Here is a 14,828-nt window from a genome sequence, read left to right as displayed (position 1 = left end):
GGCGCGCGCCCCTATTTGGTGTTCTAAATACTGCTAGAATCACTACGGGGGGTATCGCCCGCCCGGGCGCGGCCGGGCGTTTCGGGGCGCCCGACGGCGGACCCACAGCAGACATAGCCACTGCACAGTGCACTGCACGAAGGGGAAGCCATGACAGCGACGACCGACGGAAGCACCGGAGCGGTGACGCCCCGCGCAGCCTCGGCCAGCAGGACCATCGGCACGACCGCCGCGACGGCAGGGGCGCTCGACGCCGCCACGCGCGCCATACAACGCTCCACCGAGTTCCTGCTCGCCCAGCAGGACACCCAGGGCTGGTGGAAGGGCGACCTCGACACGAACGTGACGATGGATGCCGAGGACCTGCTGCTCCGGCAGTTCCTGGGGATCCGGGACGAGCGGACCACCCGCGCGGCCGCGCTCTTCATCCGCGGCGAGCAGCGCGACGACGGGACCTGGGCCACCTTCCACGGCGGACCCGCCGAACTCTCCACCACCGTCGAGGCGTACGTCGCGCTGCGGCTCGCCGGGGACGCCCCGGACGACCCGCACATGGCGAAGGCCTCCGCGTGGATCCGGGACCAGGGCGGCATCGCCGCCAGCCGGGTCTTCACCCGCATCTGGCTCGCCCTGTTCGGCTGGTGGAAGTGGGACGACCTGCCCGAACTCCCGCCGGAGCTCATCTACTTCCCCAAGTGGTTCCCGCTCAACATCTATGACTTCGGGTGCTGGGCCCGGCAGACGATCGTGCCGCTCACGATCGTCTCCGCCAAGCGGCCCGTGCGGCCCGCGCCCTTCCCGCTGGACGAGCTGCACAGCGACGCGCGCCGGCCGAACCCGGGCAAGCCCCTTGCCCCCGTGGCGAGTTGGGACGGCGTCTTCCAGCGCCTGGACAAGGCGCTGCACCTTTACCACAAGGTCGCCCCGCGCAAGGTGCGCAAGGCCGCGATGAACACGGCCGCTCGCTGGATCATCGAGCGGCAGGAGAACGACGGCTGCTGGGGCGGCATCCAGCCGCCCGCGGTCTACTCGGTCATCGCGCTGCACCTGCTCGGCTACGACCTGGAGCACCCGGTCCTGAAGGCCGGGCTCGCCTCGCTCGACCGGTTCGCCGTCTGGCGCGAGGACGGCGCCCGGATGATCGAGGCGTGTCAGTCGCCGGTCTGGGACACCTGCCTCGCGACCATCGCGCTCGCCGACGCGGGCGTGCCCGCCGACCATCCGCAACTGGTCAAGGCCGCCGACTGGATGCTCGGCGAGGAGATCGCGCGCCCCGGTGACTGGGCGGTGCGCAGGCCCCGACTGGCCCCCGGCGGCTGGGCGTTCGAGTTCCACAACGACAACTACCCGGACATCGACGACACCGCGGAGGTCATCCTGGCCCTGCGCCGGGTCGAGCACCCCGACCGCGCACGCCTGGAGAACGCGATCGGCCGTGGCATGCGCTGGAACCTGGGCATGCAGTCGAGGAACGGCGCCTGGGCCGCCTTCGACGCCGACAACACAAGCCCGTTCCCCAACCGGCTGCCGTTCTGCGACTTCGGCGAGGTCATCGACCCGCCGTCCGCCGACGTCACCGGACACGTCGTCGAGATGCTCGCCGTCGAGGGCAAGGCACACGATCCGCGCACCCGGCGCGGCATCGAGTGGCTGCTCGCCGAACAGGAGGCGGACGGCGCCTGGTTCGGCCGCTGGGGCGTCAACTACGTATACGGGACGGGCTCCGTGGTCCCGGCGCTCACCGCGGCGGGCCTGCCGGCCTCGCACCCGGCGATCCGCCGCGCCGTCGGCTGGCTGGAGTCGGTGCAGAACGACGACGGCGGCTGGGGCGAGGACCTGCGCTCCTACCGCTACGAGGAGTGGCGGGGCCACGGCGCTTCCACCGCCTCGCAGACCGCCTGGGCACTGCTCGCGCTGCTCGCGGCCGGTGAGCACGACGGCAAGGCCGTGGAGCGGGGCATCGCCTTTCTCGCCGAGACCCAGCTGCCCGACGGCTCCTGGGACGAGCCGTACTTCACCGGCACCGGATTCCCCTGGGACTTCTCGATCAACTACCACCTGTACCGGCAGGTCTTCCCGCTCACCGCGCTCGGCAGGTACGTCAACGGAGACCCGTTCGCGGCGCTGTCCGGCAAGGGGAGCTGATGGCCAAAGCCCCGGCCCGTCCGGACCCCGCACCGCTGCTGATCGCCTGCGCGCTCGGCATCGAGCGCCTCGCCCTGCGCACGGGCGAACGCGGCGGCGCCCAGGGACGGGTCACCGTGCTCCGTACGGGCATGGGCTCCAAGAACGCCGAGCGGGCCGTCACCGGTGCGCTCGGCAAGGAGTCGCTGCACGACGCGTCCGTGGTGGCCACCGGCTTCTGCGCCGGGCTCGCCCCGGGCATGCACCCAGGTGACCTGGTCGTCGCCGAGGAGACCCGGTCCGCGCACGGCCGCACCCCGTGCGTCGGAACCGGACTCCTGGTCAAGGAGCTGGTGCGGGCCCTGCCGGGCCGCACCGTGCACACCGGACCGCTCATCGGCTCCGACCATGTGGTCCGCGGGCACGAACGCGCGGACCTGCTGGCCACGGGCGCGATCGCGGTGGACATGGAGTCCGCCGCGACGCTGCACAGCGCGGTGCGGGCCGGGCGGCCGCCCCCCCGCGCCCCCCCCCGCGCCCCGGGCCCGGCGCAGCACGCCGAGCGCGTCGACGCCGCTGAGGGAGACCTCGACGAGCGGTACACCGGATTCGACGAGTGCCATGACCGTCCGGAAGGAGCCCTCCGCGTCGCTGCCGCGCACGATGGCGACCAGGCGCCGGGCCCGCAGGGCGGCACTGAATGCTGAGGTGAGGTCGGGCATGGCCCCAGGCTCGCACAGGGGTTCAGGCGGCCGCCCGCGGGGTGACGTCCCTGCTCAGGGGTGCCGTGCGGTCAGTGCTTCGGGTTCGGATTCGCGTGCTCGGCGTGGCGTTCCGCCTCGGGGTGGCGCGACTTCCAGTACGGGTTGTCGTGTGGCAGGGCCGAGCCGACACGGCCGTACATCCCGAAGAGCATCAGCAGGACGCCGACCACAAAGCTGAACAGCACGTTCTGGATCTCGAAGGCGAGGAAGTTGTAGTCGCTCTCCAGCAGGGCGAGATTGACGAAGCCGCTGAGGACGAACAGGACGCCGAGGCTCATGTTCAGCGTCGAGGCGAAGTTGCCGCCGATCACCATGCCGACGAAGAGGAGCAGCCCGACACAGATCGACAGGACGCTCAGCGCGCCGTTCGTGTTCAGGGTGGCGACGGTGTCGCCCTCGGTGTCGAAGAACCCGATCCTGTCGATCAGGCCGAGGATGCCGAACGCGAGCAGGACGAGCCCCATCAGGCCGGCGCCGACGCGGTAGACGGTGCTGAGGCGGTGGTCGACGGGCAGATGCTCGTTCAGCGTCACATGCCGCCTGGGCTGCTTCGTCCCTTTCGTCCCCGGGTGAAGTACATGCGTGGCCATGTCCGCCTCCTTGGTGTGCGGGGAGGCCGCTTCGTACGTGGCACTGCGTGCGGATCGCCGCGTGCGTACATCCAGGATCCGCCTTCGGCGGCCGGACCGCCAACCACGGCTGCCGCCGCCCCGGGGCGGCTACGCCCCCTGCCCCCGCTCCTCCCGGATCTGCGTGACCACGCGGGCCACCGTCTGCCGCACGGCCTCGGTCTCGGTCAGGAAATGCCAGTAGTCCGGGTGGCGGCCCTCCAGGGACGCCACCGCGCGGTCCAGGCGGGCCACGGACTCGTCCAGCGGGCGGGCGTGCCGCTGCTCCGGGGTGTGGCGGCCCGCCATGGCCAGGCGCTGGGCGTCGCGGATCGCGAAGCGGGTGCGCTCGATCTCCTGCTGGGGGTCCTTCGCGACCGCGTTGAGCCGCCGCAGCCGGTCACCGGCGGCCGAGACCGCCTCGTCCGTCGAGTTCAGCAGGGCGCGGACCGTGGAGAGCAGCGATGTGGCGTCCGGCCAGCGCTGCTCGTCGCGCGCCTGCCCGGCCTCCTTGAGCTTGGCCTCGGCCTGCCGCACGTTCTCCGCGGCCTGGTCCGGTACGCGCTGCAGGTCCTGCCAGCAGGCCGCGGTGAACCGGCGGCGCAGCTCGCTGAGGATCGGGTCGACCTGGCCGCTGCGGGTGGTGAGCGCCTGCGCGCGCGTACGCAGCGACACCAGACGCCGGTCTATCTCGGCGGCCCGCTCGGGCAGCCGCTCGGCCTCGGCGCGCACGGCTTCGGCGTCCCGAAGGACGCGGTCGGCGCGCTGCAGCGTCTCCGGTACGCCGTGCTGTCCGGCTCCCTGATTGAGCTTGGTCAGCTCCGGCCCGAGGGCGGCGAGGCGAGCGGCGAGATCATCGGCCTTGAGCCCGGCGCCCCGTACGGCATCCAGCGCGTTGCTGGCGGCGAGGAGGGTCTGCCGGGCCCGCTCGACGGCCGGGGCGAGCCGGGCGAGCTGGGTCTCCGCCTTGTCGAGCAGCGGCCCGAGCCCCTGCTGGAACCGGTCGAGGTCCTGCTTGGCCTTGCCGAGATCGTCCTTGGCCTGCGTCAGCTCGGCCCGCGCACGGGCGGCGACTCCCGCTTCGAGATCATCCCGGTCGAGATCGTGCGCGTCCACGGCGCTGATGTACTGATGACTGACCTCGTCGATCCGCCGCCCCATGGCCTCGAAGTCCGATACGGCGCGCTGTGCGGCGGGCGACGAGTCGACGGCGACGATCGTCTCGATGGAGATCCGCAGATCGCGCTGGGCGGTGTCCAGCTCGTAGAACGCGGCGGCCGCCGCGTCCTTGGCGGCCTGCGCATCGGCACGCATGCTCTCGCCCCGCCCGCCGAACCACCGCCGGGTGCCGCCGCCGGCGAAGGCGGCGGGGAGGGCGATGGCGACAAGGGGGAGGGGCAGGAGGGCGAGAGCGACGATGTCACGGAGGGCGCGGCGGGAGCTTCGAGGGGAGGACGCCGGTCGGGAGTCCGGCCGCGGCCACACGCTCCCGCGGCGACGACGCGCGTGCGGCGTGCTCGACCTGCTGGACGTACTAGGCGTGCTCGGCGTACCCGGCGTGCTCGGCCTGCTGGACGTATAGGACTTGCTAGACGTGTCTGGCGTGTACGGCTGCGATGGTGTCGCCGTCACTATCCCTCTCCCGTGCTGTCGTCCGCCTTGCCCGGTGTCACATTCTCCCACCGGTTAATGACGAACACACGGGTCGGTTAGTTCGCGTCGCACCCCGTGACTTTGCCGCCTTCGCTGCGGGCGGACACCGGCCGCGGAACGCGTTTGGGAGGCACCCCCACCGGCAAGGTAGGCTGTCGAAACCTTCCGGGCGCGTAGCTCAGGGGTAGAGCGCTGCCCTTACAAGGCAGATGTCGGCGGTTCGAAACCGTCCGCGCCCACCGGGAAGAAGACCCCCAGCCGATCATGGCTGGGGGTCTTCGGGTTTCTGGTCAGCACTCCATCGTCCAAGTGTGGGAGTCGCCGCTGTCGTTGGCCCAGCCGCTGGGGGTGCCGATTTCCTGGCCGGGGGACAGGCAGACCGTGCCGAAGCCGACCAGGCCCGGGTTTTCGTAGACCCGGACGTGGTCCTTGATGCCGGGGCCGGAGATGCCGTGGTTCGCCCAGGAGGAGTCCTGGTCCTGGATCGGGTCCTCCCAGTCGTGGTCGTCGCCCGACCAGTTGGTGCGCTGGCCGCCGAAGCCGGCGTCCGTCCAGGCGCAGAACTGGCCGCTCGGGCACGAGGCCGCCTGCGCCGCGGTCGACGTGGTCACGGCCGTGCCGATGGCCAGGAGCATGGCGGCGAGCAGGGCCGTGGGCTTGCTGATCATGTGGGGGTTCTCCTTCTGAGGTGCTGAGGTTCTGAGGTGCTGACGTGCTGACGGTCGCTTTTCGTTGTGGTGTCAGGTGGACAGTTGGGTCGTGGCGTGGCGCAGGGCCCGTTCGCGCATGCTGTGCCAGTCGGACAGTTCCGTACGGTGCCGGGCGCGGACCCAGGCGAGGCTGCGGTGGCGGTGGGCCGCCTCCGGCTTGAGGTTGTTGGCGATCGTCGAGACCTGGAACCAGCGCCGCTGGTCGCCGTAGAGCGTGCGCTGTGCCGCGGCCAGGCAGCCGTCCGTGTGGGCGCGTACGGAATAGCCGGTGGGGAGCGTGAGTGAGAGCTCCGTTCGGCCCGCGCCGAACAGGGCGTCCGCAACGCGTTGGGAGTTCCTTCTGTCGGCCGGCGTCGCTGCCTGGCGTTCGCCCGCGCGGGGCGGGGTCAGGCCCTGGCGTTTCAGGCAGCGGTCCGTCAGTTGTTGTTGGGCCGCCTTGATGACGTCCTCGGGCGGCATCGCCGGGCGGGTGGGCGTGGTCGCGCAGCCGCCGAGCAGGAAGGTGCAGAGGAGCACGAAGAGGGGGCAGATGTGCCTCGTACGCATGGTCTGTCAGCCCGGCTCGCAGCCCAGCTTCTCGTGGCTCACGCCGTCGAGTCTGGTGGCCCAGGCCGTCCAGTTCTCGTCGTAGTCGTCCTTGCGGATCTCGCGGTAGACACAGCCCGCTCCCGGGCCGTAACTGATGGCGTAGACACTGCTGTTGGCGCGGGACTCGAAGGAGTAGGCGTTGCGCTGCGTGCCGTTCTCGGCCTCCGCGTAGCCGGGCGGGCCGTAGCACCAGCCCTGGCCCATCATGCCGGGCTTGGTCCAGAAGCAGACCTGGCCCGGTGCGGCGGCGGCTCGTGACGTGGGTGGTTCCGCGACGGCCGACGGCGTGAACGTGGTGCAGAGGGCCGTGAAAGCGGCGGTGACGGCGGCGGTCTTGAAGCGCATGCGGGTGGCTCCCCGAGGGCGGTCGATGCGTTGGGCATGACCTCAATCCCCGCCGTTTTCGCAGGTAAGCGCTGTGTCAGAGAGATAGACCCTGATAGGTGAACCGGTGAACCGGTGAGCGGCGTCAGCGGCCCGAGCCCGGATGCGTCCTGCGATACCTGCGGTCCCAGCGCTCCTGGCGTTCCTTGCGGAGGCGGTAGTCGCGGTACGTCTTCGGGTAGCCCCCTCCGCCTCCTCCGCCGCCGGAGTTCCCTCCAGCACCGCCCCCGCCGCCCGAGCTCCCTCCGGAGCCGGAGCCGCTCTTGGAGCCCGCGCGGTCGTACTGCTGGAAGATGAAGAAGACGAGTGCCGCTGCGGCCAGCCACAGGAGCGGTTGGTTGAAACCCAGGCCGATCAGGGCCAGGAGCAGGACGACCAGCAGCAGATTCATGGCAGCACCTCCTCGGCGTAGGGGGAGTCAACGCCCGCTGTCACCCCGTGTCAATGGCTTTCTCATGGACGTGTTTGAGGCGTGCGCGGGCCGCCACCGCGTCCGGTCCCGTCACCTCGTCCCAGAAGCGATGACAGGTGACAAAAACCGCCAACTCCCGCTCCCGCTCGCGGAGTTTCTCCACCTCCGCCTGTTCGTCCGGGGTCCAGCCCGGGGATGCGGGGCGCTCCACCTTGCGCCAGCCGTGGTCGTCGCTGAAGCCGTCCAGGGGCGTGACCGACCAGGGGAGCCGCTTCAGCAGGGCCAGGAGTTCGGCCCGGACCTGGTGCAGCTCCTCCTGTCCGGCGAGGAGGTCGCTCGGGAAGTCGTACGCAGGGGTTGCAGGCACGGCGTAATGGTACTCCTGTTCGATTTTCAGGGGCGAGTGATGCCACACGGGAAACGGGGGAACTTCCGGGCCGAGCTTCAGGGCCGAGCTTCAGGGCCGAGCTTCAGGGCCGAACTTCAGAGCCGAGCCGGGACGAACCAGGCCGATCTTCCGGGCCCTCGCCTCGACCGCCCCGGACGCGGCAAGCTGTAGGCATGTGCCGCAGCATCAAGACGCTCCGTCCGCCCGCCATCCCCGAGGACGCCACCGAGGAGGAGATCCGGGCCGCCGCGCTTCAGTACGTGCGCAAGGTCTCCGGATTCCGCGCCCCGGCCGCGCACAACCGCGAGGTGTTCGACCGCGCCGTCGACGCCGTCGCCGAAGCCACCGCCGAGCTGCTCGAAGGGCTCGAGATCCGCGGGGCGAGCAAGGCGAGCGCCTAGCCCCGCCTCAACGGCCCACTCCTAGTGCGCGGCAGCCCGCGGCCGCCGCACCAGGAACGCCGCCCCCGCGCCCGCGCCGAACAGCGCGACCAGGGAGACGCCCGTGGCCAGCCACGTCGCGCCGAGCCACTGCCCGCCGAAGTAGCCGAGCGCCACGCTGTACCCGGCCCAGGCCACGCCCGCAAGCGCCGACCAGGGCAGGAACTCGCGCACCTTGCGATGGGCCGCGCCGGCCGCGAGCGAGACGATCGAGCGGCCCGCGGGGGCGAAGCGCGCGAGGACCACGAGGGCGCCGCCGCCCCGTGAAAGGGCCGTGCCGAGTCGTTCCTGCGCGCTGGTGAGGCGGCGGGAGCGGGCGATGGCCCGGTCCAGACGCTCGCCGCCGCGCCAGGCGAGCCGGTAGACGGCGAGGTCGCCGATGACCGAGGCGGTGGCCGCGCAGAGCAGGAGGGCCAGGATGTCGGGGACCTCGTGCGTGACGTGCCCCGCGCCCGTTCCGGCCGCGCTCGTTCCCGCCGCTGCCGCCGCGGTGGCCGCCGTGATGACGAGGACGCCACTGGGCAGCACGGGGAGGACGATGTCGAAGAGCACGGAGAGTGCGACTACCGCGTAGATCCATGGGCTGCCGGTCAGTGCGCCCAGATTTTCCAGCACCGAAATTCCCCGTAACTCCCCGGTCGACGACTTGGCTGCCGCGACGTCGCGGGGGAGCGGCAGGGGCGGCTTGTGACAGCTGTACAGCGTACGCCGCGCCCTTCGCCGGAGATCCACGGGGGGCTCAGATGTTCGCTACATCACGTTCACCCGGCTGCCCCTCCCGGCGCGGCGCGCGGTGCCGAAGTCCCGTACGAAGGACCTGTATGGAGTGACATCGGCTGATGAGTACGAGAACTCATGGGTGCGGAAGGAGCTGGGTGATGGTGGCAGGAATGCTCGCCGGGACCGTGGCGGCGGCGGTGCTCGCCGCGGGCGGGGGCGTGGCGGGTGACGGAGCGGCGCACTGCTACCGGGTGCGGGTCGACGGGCAGTTCGCGCCGCCCTCGGCGTTCGTGCCCTCGCCCGCGATCACGTACGACATGGATCTGGTGCCCGCGGCCTCCTGGATCGGCGTCGAGCAGCACGGGAAGCCGGGCGGCAGCATGACGGTCACCCTCCGGGTGAAGGGGCTGAAGCCGGGATATGCGTACGGCGCCCATGTGCACCAGAAGCCGTGCGGTACCGAGCCGACCGCGGCCGGTAGTCACTATCAGCACCGCAAGGACCCGGTGCAGCCGTCGGAGGACCCGGCCTACGTCAATCCGCGCAACGAGGTGTGGCTGGACTTCACCACGGGCCCCGACGGCGCGGGCCGGGCGAGCGCCCGCCACAGATGGGAGTTCCGGCCGGGCGGGGCCGGGTCCGTCGTGCTGCACCGCGAGCAGGGCGGTGCGGGGGACCGCCTCGCGTGCTTCACGGTGCCGTTCGCCCCGCGCGCCTGAGGGTGCCGCCGGACGCGACGGAGCCCCCTTCCCCGTACGCGTACCGGGAAGGGGGCTCCGTCGAGCCGTGCGCGAGTTACGCGGCCACCGGCGTCCGCTCCGACGCCGTGTCGTCCTTGCGCTCGCCGCGCGCGGCGAAGAGGCGGTCGATGCCGAGCGCGCCGGAACCGGTGAAGACGAGCAGGAGCAGGGCCCAGCAGAACATCGCCGAGGCCTCTCCGCCGTTCTCCATCGGCCACAGGGCCTCCGGCTGGTGCACCTTGAAGTACGCGTACGCCATCGATCCGGACGAGATGAACGCGGCGGCGCGGGTGCCGAGGCCGATGGCGACCAGGCCGCCGCCGACCAGCTGGATGACGGCCGCGTACCAGCCGGGCCAGGTGCCCGCGTCGATCGTGCCGCCGCCCATCGCGCCGCCGAGCACGCCGAAGAGCGAGGCGGCGCCGTGGCAGGCGAAGAGCAGGCCGACGACTATGCGGAACAGGCCGAGTGCGTAGGGCTGGGCGCTGTTGAGACGTCCGGTCATGGTGGGGACTCCTTCGGTTTGGGGACGTGAACCGAGCGGAGGCCCAAGGTTAGGGGAACCTAATCGATGCTTGCAAGTTCAACATCTGGCCATTCGGACGATTCCGCTTCCGCCACCGCCGCCATCGCCGGGGCCGTCGCCGCCGTCCGCAGCGCCGCCCGCGCCACCGCGTCCGCGTCCGACAGGGTCACGGAGTCGACACCGGGCCTGGCCCCCGCCGCCGTCACCCAGTGCACGCCCTCCGTGGGCACGCCGAACGCGAACCGCCGTGTGTGCGCCCGGCCTTGACGGTCGATCAGACGGTACGGGCGGGGTGTTACGTCGAGACCTCCGGTTTCGTAACCGTCGACTGCATGGGGGCGGCACTGCCCCGTCCGCACGAGCCGCCCGAGCAGTTCGTCCGCGGTGCGGCGCACGTCAGGCTCCGGGAGCCGTGCCTCGATCAGTGTGGTGACGCGCACATCGGACCCCGGAACGTCGGGCGAGTGCGCGCGGAAGGTCCCGTCCGCGTCGGCCCGCACGTCCAGGCGCGGACCGAGCACGTCGAGGACGCCCGCCTCGATCAGCGCCGTCATCTCCTCGATGCGCCGCCGGGGCGGTCCGATCGAGAGGAAGGCGTTGAGCGGCGTGTACCAGCGGTCCAGGTGGGTGCGCCGGGAGGGGCCCGCGATGCCGCCGTGGTCGACGATCAGGCGCAGTTCGTTGCGCAGGTCGCGCAGCACGTCGAGGGCGGACTTCAGGGGGCTCGCGACATTGCCGAGCGCGGCCTGCGCGGTGTCCTCGCGCAGATACGTCAGGAGCCAGCCGCGGAAGTCGTCCGGCGAGCGGAAGGCGCGATCGGCGCACGGCCGCGCGAGGCGGTCCCAGGACCAGCGCGCGGCCTCGGCGATCCCGAACTCGTCCAGGATCAGGGCCTCTTGGGGACTGCGGTGCGGTACGTCGAGGAACGCGGCACGGAAGGCGGCGGACCGCTCGGCGGGGCGGACGAGCGCCGCGTAGTAGACCGTCTCGACCTCCTTCGCGACCAACGGCCATATCTCGTCGAGGAAGTCGGGGGCGCCGCCGCTGTCCGCGCGCTTGCGGAAGCGGGCTATGACGTCCGGGGTGAGCACGGCGGGATCGTGCCGCCCGTAGGCGCCCTTCGCGTTGTCGCCGCGCGCCTGATAGGGGATGCCGCGCCGCGAACCGGCGTACAGCTTCGGCTCGTGCCCCGACGGCCGGTAGCGCAGGTCGCCCGACGGCGCGGTCACGAAGCGTCCGCCGCGGCCCCGGGTCAGCAGCGCCATGTGGTCGAAGAAGTTCAGGCCGAGGCCGCGCAGCAGCACGCGCTCACCGGGGGCGATCGCCGAGAGGTCGACATCGGCGGGGTTGGCGGGCGCGATGTGCCGAAGGCCGTGCCGGGCGGCGTGTCCGGCGAGGAAGAGACCGTCCCGGTCGTCGACGGTGGGCAGATGCCCCTGCGCGAGCACGACGGCACCCAGCCCGCGGATCTCGCGCCCGTCTTCGAGTACGAGCAACTGGGCGCCGTCACCCGGGTCCTCGCCGCCGCTGCCCCCGGCCGGGTCCGCGTCGAGCCGCACGGCCCGCGCCGCGTGCACCTCGACGCGGACCCGGCCGGGGGCGCCGCGCAGGGTCTCGGCGAAGACCCACTCCAGATAGCGGCCGTAGCAGGAGCGGGTGGGGTAGTCGTCCGGGCCGAGCCCCGGTGCGTGTCCCGCGGCGGCCCACTCGTGCAGGCTCGGCCCGCGCAGGACGGGGCCCGCGCAGTCGACGCTCTCGTCGGTGAAGAGGGTGACCTGCGAGGCGACCGTGTTCATCAGCAGCTCGGACGGCTGGGCGGTCCGCCAGACGCGCCCCGGGCCCGGCGGCGACGGATCGACGACGTGGACCGTCAGCCGTGCACCGGGCGGCAGGAGTTCGGCGGCCGACGCGCAGAGGCGTTCCAGAACGCTGGTGCCGCGGGGTCCCGCGCCGACGACGGCGACAGCGACGTCCTGGTCCGGTGCGGTCGCTGCGGGTGCTGCGGACAAGGGCGTGACTCCGGGACGTAGAGGAGCTGGAAGCGGATGGTCCGCCCCCTCGGAGGTCGCCGGAAGCGGATGGTCCGCCTCATCATGCCGCCGGAAGCGGGGAAGTCGAACCCCGATGCGGAGGATCGTAGTCCGGGTGTGGGCCGTGTCACGCGGGGCCCGTGGGACGGGGTTCGCCTTTGCCTAGGAAAGTCGTGACTCCTCCGTCTGCTCCAGGCGCACCGCCCCGCGCACCGTCCGCGCCTGCTCCAGGCGCACGCTCGCCGAACGGCCGCGCAGCGTCAGCGTCATGAGCTGGTTGCCGAACCAAGGGCCGCCCGTTTTGCGCCAGTTGATGGCCGCCCGTGCCGTTCTGCCGTGCCGTACGAAGCGGCGGCCGAGGGCCCGGCCGACCTTGCTCCAGCCGAAGTGGAAGCCCATCTTTATCGACGCGTGGATGGAGTTGTGGACGGGGGAGCAGGTCAGCTGCAGCACGCGCGCATCCGGTCCGCCGCCGCCCGGCCAGGTCGGTTCCGCTATGTACGCGTGATGGACGTCGCCGGACAGGACGCAGACCGTCGCCGGGGCGCCGGCGCCGCTGCCCGCCTCGGCGATCAGCGACGTCAGCTCCTCGAACGACGCGGGGAACGCCGCCCAGTGCTCCAGGTCCGAGCGCCTGCGCAGGTTCTCGCCGAAGCGGGCCCAGCGCTCGCCCCGTTCGCCACGGCACAGCGCGGCGTTCCAGCCCTCCGCGTCATGGATGAGATGGGGCAGCAGCCAGGGCAGCGATGTGCCGATCAGCAGGTGGTCGCAGCCGCCTTCGAGCGCCTGCTCGCGCAGCCAGCGCGCCTCGTCCGGGTCGAGCATCGCGCGGTTCTGCTCGTCAAGGACACGGGCCGCGCGGGTGTCGACCATGAGCAGGCGTACGCGGCCGAAGTCCCGGCGGTAGCTCCACCGGGTCGCCGTCGGGTCGGCGTCCGACGCGGCGGCGAAGGCGCGCAGGGCGTCGGTGCCGTCGGGCGCCCTGCACACCGCCGCGTACAGCTCGCTCCGTTCGAGCTCGGCGGGCGGCAGATTGCCGAGGTGCTGGTGGACCCAGTACGACATCAGGCCGCTCAGGACGCGCTCGCGCCACCAGGGGGTCGCGCGCATCTCGGCGAGCCAGGCGGCGCTGGTGTTCCAGTCGTCTATGACGTCGTGGTCGTCGAAGATCATGCAGCTGGGCACGGTGGAGAGCAGCCATCGCACCTCGGGGTCGAGCCAGGACTCGTAATAGAGGTGGGTGTACTCCTCGTAGTCCGCGACCTGGTCGCCCGGGGGATCGGCGAGGCTCCGGCGGGCGGCGAGATAGCGGCGGGTCGCCTTGGACGTCTGGTCCGCGTACACCTGGTCGCCGAGCAGCAGCAGCACGTCGGGGCGCTCGCCGTCCGGGTCGGCGGCGATCCGGGCGGCCAGGGTGTCCAGGGCGTCGGGACCCACCGGGTCGTGCTCATCGCTCGGCGGGGCCGCCCAGCGGCAGGACCCGAAGGTGACCCGCAGCGGCTCCTCGTCGCCCTCGCCCGGCGTGCGGATGGTGCTCGGCGGGAACGGCGAGTCCGGCAGCGGCCACACCGGAGCGTCGGCGGCGCCGAGCCGCACCTCGTACGCCGTCTCCGTACCCGGCCGCAGTCCCGTGACCGGGACGATCGCGTAGTGGTGGCCGTCGATCTGAAAGGTGTGCGCCGTGCCCTTCGCACCGTCCGCGCACCGCACTTCGGCGGTGCACGGACGGTCGGCCTCGACCCAGACCGTCGCCGTCGAACCGTCGACATACCTCAGCAGCGGACCCAGGCGCAGCCGTGCCACGTTGATCACTCCCCTCCGTCGCCCCGTACGGTACGGAACGACGGAGGCTCATGGGGAGGTTCCGGGGATCAGCAGCCGTTGAGGATCGAGGACAGGGCGCTCTTCTCCTCCGGGTTCACCGTGAGGTCGTAGTGGTGCTTCACGTCCACCCACATGCGGGCGTAGTAGCAGTGGTACGAGGTGGTGGGCGGCAGCCACTCGGCCGGGTCCTGGTCGCCCTTGCTCTGGTTGACGTTGTCGGTGACCGCGATGAGCTGCGGACGGGTCAGGTCGTTGGCGAAACCTTCCCGCTGGTCGGTGGTCCAGCCGCTCGCGCCGGACTTCCAGGCCTCGGAGAGCGGCACGACGTGGTCGATGTCGACGTCGGATGCGGCGGTCCAGGTGCCGCCGTCGTAGGGGGATTTCCAGGTGCCCGAGGTCGCCGCACAGCTGGAGTCCTGCTCGACGTCCGTGCCGTCCCGCTTCAGGACGACCTCGCGGGTGTTGCAGGCGCCGGACTGGGTGCTCCAGTGCGGGAACTTCTCGCGGCTGTAGCCGTCGGACGAGCCCTCGGCCTGCTCGGTGAGCTGGCCGAGATAGGTGCGGGCTGTGGCGGCGGAGACCGGTTCCGGGGGAGCGGCCTGGGCGGGGCTGCCGGTGAGGAATGTCGCACCGGCGGCGAGGGCGGTGGCGGCGGTGAGAGTGGCGAGGCGTCGACGCGCGTAGACAGCGGACATGCGAACTCCCTTGATGTGGGGGGAAGTTGACCTATGGGGTGGTCATGGTGACGCGGTGGGGTTTCCTGCGGATGTGCGTCAGGTGACAGGGTCGCGTCAATCAGGTGGTCAGTTCAAGGGTTCTGGCGCCGTGTCATGAGCGTTCATGTGTACGGGAGTTGGTGCGGCCCGTGGGCGGGGGGTGGCGCGGCACCGGAATTCGTGACCTGGATCACGGACTCC

Annotated in this window: 17 protein-coding genes and 1 tRNA gene; 6 read left to right on the top strand and 12 right to left on the bottom strand. The window is 71.7% G+C overall.

All coding sequences use genetic code 11. The annotated features are described in order from the left end of the window. Window positions 1–150 precede the first annotated feature (150 nt). Window positions 151–2,145, top strand: coding sequence for a squalene--hopene cyclase (shc, locus tag ACFWY6_RS07660; protein WP_384687332.1), 1,995 nt, complete (start codon window positions 151–153; stop codon window positions 2,143–2,145). Beyond that, complete coding sequence (locus ACFWY6_RS07655; RefSeq protein WP_384687331.1) at window positions 2,145–2,831, top strand: 1-hydroxy-2-methyl-2-butenyl 4-diphosphate reductase; 687 nt, start codon at window positions 2,145–2,147, stop codon at window positions 2,829–2,831. The genes shc and ACFWY6_RS07655 overlap by 1 nt, the downstream gene beginning before the upstream one ends. Window positions 2,832–2,917: 86 nt before the next feature. Here the strand turns inward: ACFWY6_RS07655 and ACFWY6_RS07650 are convergent, their stop codons facing one another. Then, window positions 2,918–3,478 (bottom strand): DUF4383 domain-containing protein, encoded by a 561-nt coding sequence (locus ACFWY6_RS07650; RefSeq protein WP_384687330.1) that lies wholly within the window; start codon window positions 3,476–3,478, stop codon window positions 2,918–2,920. A gap of 129 nt (window positions 3,479–3,607) precedes the next feature. Next, complete coding sequence (locus ACFWY6_RS07645; RefSeq protein ID WP_384687329.1) at window positions 3,608–4,981, bottom strand: hypothetical protein; 1,374 nt, start codon at window positions 4,979–4,981, stop codon at window positions 3,608–3,610. Between ACFWY6_RS07645 and ACFWY6_RS07640 the strand changes: the two genes are divergently transcribed. Both ACFWY6_RS07640 and ACFWY6_RS07635 read left to right on the top strand, forming a co-directional pair. Continuing rightward, window positions 4,914–5,078 carry a hypothetical protein gene (locus tag ACFWY6_RS07640; protein WP_384687333.1) on the top strand — a complete coding sequence of 55 codons (165 nt, stop codon included), beginning with the start codon at window positions 4,914–4,916 and terminating at the stop codon, window positions 5,076–5,078. The two genes, ACFWY6_RS07645 and ACFWY6_RS07640, sit on opposite strands and share 68 nt — an antisense overlap. A 238-nt stretch (window positions 5,079–5,316) precedes the next feature. Next, window positions 5,317–5,388: transfer RNA gene (locus tag ACFWY6_RS07635), tRNA-Val, on the top strand. Window positions 5,389–5,439: 51 nt separating this feature from the next. On the opposite strand, the gene ACFWY6_RS07630 is transcribed toward ACFWY6_RS07635, so the two are convergent. From ACFWY6_RS07630 to ACFWY6_RS07610, 5 genes are all read right to left on the bottom strand, one after another. Next, window positions 5,440–5,817 carry a peptidase inhibitor family I36 protein gene (locus ACFWY6_RS07630; protein ID WP_384687328.1) on the bottom strand — a complete coding sequence of 126 codons (378 nt, stop codon included), beginning with the start codon at window positions 5,815–5,817 and terminating at the stop codon, window positions 5,440–5,442. 72 nt (window positions 5,818–5,889) lie between these two features. Further along, window positions 5,890–6,405 (bottom strand): hypothetical protein, encoded by a 516-nt coding sequence (locus tag ACFWY6_RS07625; protein ID WP_384687327.1) that lies wholly within the window; start codon window positions 6,403–6,405, stop codon window positions 5,890–5,892. A gap of 6 nt (window positions 6,406–6,411) precedes the next feature. Then, window positions 6,412–6,792, bottom strand: coding sequence for a hypothetical protein (locus ACFWY6_RS07620; RefSeq protein WP_384687326.1), 381 nt, complete (start codon window positions 6,790–6,792; stop codon window positions 6,412–6,414). 124 nt (window positions 6,793–6,916) lie between these two features. Continuing rightward, a complete protein-coding gene (locus ACFWY6_RS07615) occupies window positions 6,917–7,222 on the bottom strand; it encodes a hypothetical protein (RefSeq protein ID WP_384687325.1) in 306 nt (101 codons plus the stop codon). Window positions 7,223–7,262: 40 nt separating this feature from the next. Beyond that, window positions 7,263–7,610, bottom strand: coding sequence for a hypothetical protein (locus ACFWY6_RS07610; RefSeq protein ID WP_384687324.1), 348 nt, complete (start codon window positions 7,608–7,610; stop codon window positions 7,263–7,265). A 194-nt stretch (window positions 7,611–7,804) separates the two neighbouring features. Between ACFWY6_RS07610 and ACFWY6_RS07605 the strand changes: the two genes are divergently transcribed. Then, entirely contained in the window at window positions 7,805–8,032 is a 228-nt protein-coding gene (locus ACFWY6_RS07605) for a DUF2277 domain-containing protein (RefSeq protein WP_266867472.1), read from the top strand. 21 nt (window positions 8,033–8,053) lie between these two features. Here the strand turns inward: ACFWY6_RS07605 and ACFWY6_RS07600 are convergent, their stop codons facing one another. After that, a complete protein-coding gene (locus tag ACFWY6_RS07600; RefSeq protein WP_361825539.1) occupies window positions 8,054–8,686 on the bottom strand; it encodes a VTT domain-containing protein in 633 nt (210 codons plus the stop codon). 263 nt (window positions 8,687–8,949) lie between these two features. Between ACFWY6_RS07600 and ACFWY6_RS07595 the strand changes: the two genes are divergently transcribed. Continuing rightward, a complete protein-coding gene (locus tag ACFWY6_RS07595; protein ID WP_384687323.1) occupies window positions 8,950–9,510 on the top strand; it encodes a superoxide dismutase family protein in 561 nt (186 codons plus the stop codon). Window positions 9,511–9,586: 76 nt separating this feature from the next. Here ACFWY6_RS07595 and ACFWY6_RS07590 read toward each other — a convergent pair whose 3' ends face one another. The 4 genes from ACFWY6_RS07590 to ACFWY6_RS07575 all read right to left on the bottom strand — a co-directional run bounded on the left by ACFWY6_RS07590 (window position 9,587) and on the right by ACFWY6_RS07575 (window position 14,606). Then, the gene (locus ACFWY6_RS07590; protein WP_384687322.1) at window positions 9,587–10,036 is read right to left on the bottom strand and encodes a DoxX family protein; all 450 of its coding nucleotides are present in this window, start codon (window positions 10,034–10,036) and stop codon (window positions 9,587–9,589) included. A 59-nt stretch (window positions 10,037–10,095) separates the two neighbouring features. Continuing rightward, window positions 10,096–12,066 carry an FAD/NAD(P)-binding protein gene (locus ACFWY6_RS07585; RefSeq protein WP_384687321.1) on the bottom strand — a complete coding sequence of 657 codons (1,971 nt, stop codon included), beginning with the start codon at window positions 12,064–12,066 and terminating at the stop codon, window positions 10,096–10,098. Between the two features lie 183 nt (window positions 12,067–12,249). Next, window positions 12,250–13,890 (bottom strand): alkaline phosphatase D family protein, encoded by a 1,641-nt coding sequence (locus ACFWY6_RS07580; protein WP_384687320.1) that lies wholly within the window; start codon window positions 13,888–13,890, stop codon window positions 12,250–12,252. Between the two features lie 68 nt (window positions 13,891–13,958). Next, complete coding sequence (locus tag ACFWY6_RS07575) at window positions 13,959–14,606, bottom strand: HNH endonuclease family protein (RefSeq protein ID WP_360762640.1); 648 nt, start codon at window positions 14,604–14,606, stop codon at window positions 13,959–13,961. Window positions 14,607–14,828: the final 222 nt, after the last annotated feature.

It is taken from the genome of Streptomyces sp. NPDC059037, assembly GCF_042740015.1.
GTDB lineage: Bacteria > Actinomycetota > Actinomycetes > Streptomycetales > Streptomycetaceae > Streptomyces.
Note: the sequence above shows the minus strand (reverse complement) of the source record. Positions and strands in the feature narration are given on the sequence as shown.

Excerpts from the sequence above, each read along its gene's own strand:
- ACFWY6_RS07615 (WP_384687325.1), bottom strand. The coding sequence starts at position 7,222 with ATGAATCTGCTGCTGGTCGTCCTGCTCCTGGCCCTGATCGGCCTGGGT.
- ACFWY6_RS07640 (WP_384687333.1), top strand. The coding sequence starts at position 4,914 with ATGTCACGGAGGGCGCGGCGGGAGCTTCGAGGGGAGGACGCCGGTCGG.
- ACFWY6_RS07625 (WP_384687327.1), bottom strand. The coding sequence starts at position 6,405 with ATGCGTACGAGGCACATCTGCCCCCTCTTCGTGCTCCTCTGCACCTTC.
- ACFWY6_RS07575 (WP_360762640.1), bottom strand. The coding sequence starts at position 14,606 with ATGTCCGCTGTCTACGCGCGTCGACGCCTCGCCACTCTCACCGCCGCC.
- ACFWY6_RS07655 (WP_384687331.1), top strand. The coding sequence starts at position 2,145 with ATGGCCAAAGCCCCGGCCCGTCCGGACCCCGCACCGCTGCTGATCGCC.
- ACFWY6_RS07595 (WP_384687323.1), top strand. The coding sequence starts at position 8,950 with ATGGTGGCAGGAATGCTCGCCGGGACCGTGGCGGCGGCGGTGCTCGCC.
- ACFWY6_RS07605 (WP_266867472.1), top strand. The coding sequence starts at position 7,805 with ATGTGCCGCAGCATCAAGACGCTCCGTCCGCCCGCCATCCCCGAGGAC.
- ACFWY6_RS07630 (WP_384687328.1), bottom strand. The coding sequence starts at position 5,817 with ATGATCAGCAAGCCCACGGCCCTGCTCGCCGCCATGCTCCTGGCCATC.
- ACFWY6_RS07650 (WP_384687330.1), bottom strand. The coding sequence starts at position 3,478 with ATGGCCACGCATGTACTTCACCCGGGGACGAAAGGGACGAAGCAGCCC.
- ACFWY6_RS07620 (WP_384687326.1), bottom strand. The coding sequence starts at position 6,792 with ATGCGCTTCAAGACCGCCGCCGTCACCGCCGCTTTCACGGCCCTCTGC.
- shc (WP_384687332.1), top strand. The coding sequence starts at position 151 with ATGACAGCGACGACCGACGGAAGCACCGGAGCGGTGACGCCCCGCGCA.
- ACFWY6_RS07590 (WP_384687322.1), bottom strand. The coding sequence starts at position 10,036 with ATGACCGGACGTCTCAACAGCGCCCAGCCCTACGCACTCGGCCTGTTC.